The organism is Rhodopseudomonas sp. WA056 (genome assembly GCF_010906995.1).
GTDB classification, from domain to species: Bacteria; Pseudomonadota; Alphaproteobacteria; order Rhizobiales; family Xanthobacteraceae; genus Rhodopseudomonas; species Rhodopseudomonas palustris_G.
Genome location: NZ_QPFS01000263.1, coordinates 1 through 676, shown reverse-complemented (window position 1 = coordinate 676; position 676 = coordinate 1). Strand labels below are relative to the sequence as shown.

Annotated in this window: 1 protein-coding gene; it reads right to left on the bottom strand. The window is 66.3% G+C overall.

The annotated features are described in order from the left end of the window. Positions 1-68: 68 nt before the first annotated feature. The coding region (locus DU475_RS23930) for an MFS transporter (RefSeq protein WP_164633532.1) at positions 69-676 on the bottom strand (608 nt) is incomplete at its 5' end.

The window sequence follows — 676 nt, the reverse complement described above, 5'->3', positions numbered from 1 at the left end:
GGGTCGGCCGGCGCGGTGCCGGATCCGGCCCCGGGCACGCCGGAGCCGCATCCTTGGATCGATCAGCCTTACTCATCGGCGCTCAGCACCCTGCCGCGCGTCTCCGGCAGCGCATAGGCGGCGGCGAAGAACAGCACATAGGCGAACACCGCGAACAGGCAGATCGCGTTGGCGAGCGTGGTGACCTGCGACAGATAGCCGACCAGGAACGGAAACAGCGCGCCGACGCCGCGGCCGAAATTGTAGCAGAAGCCCTGCCCCGAGCCGCGCAGGCTGGTCGGGAACAGTTCGGTCAGGAACGCGCCCATGCCCGAGAAGTAGCCCGAGGCGAAGAAGCCGAGCGGGAAACCGAGCACCCAGAGCATTTCGTTGGATAGCGGAAGCTGCGTATAGGCCAGCACCACCACCATCGCGCCCAGCGAGAACGTCAGGAACAGGCTGCGGCGGCCGAACCGATCGGCAAACCAGGCCCCGACCAGATAGCCGACGAACGAACCGATAATCAGCGTCGCCAGATAGCCGGTCGAGCCGACGATCGACAGCTTGCGCTCGGTGGTGAGGAAGCGCGGCACCCAGAAGGTGATCGCGTAGTAACCGCCTTGGCAGCCGGTCGCGACCAGCGAGGCCAGGATGGTGGTCTTGAGGATGCGGCCCTGGAAGATCGCCAGGATCGAGC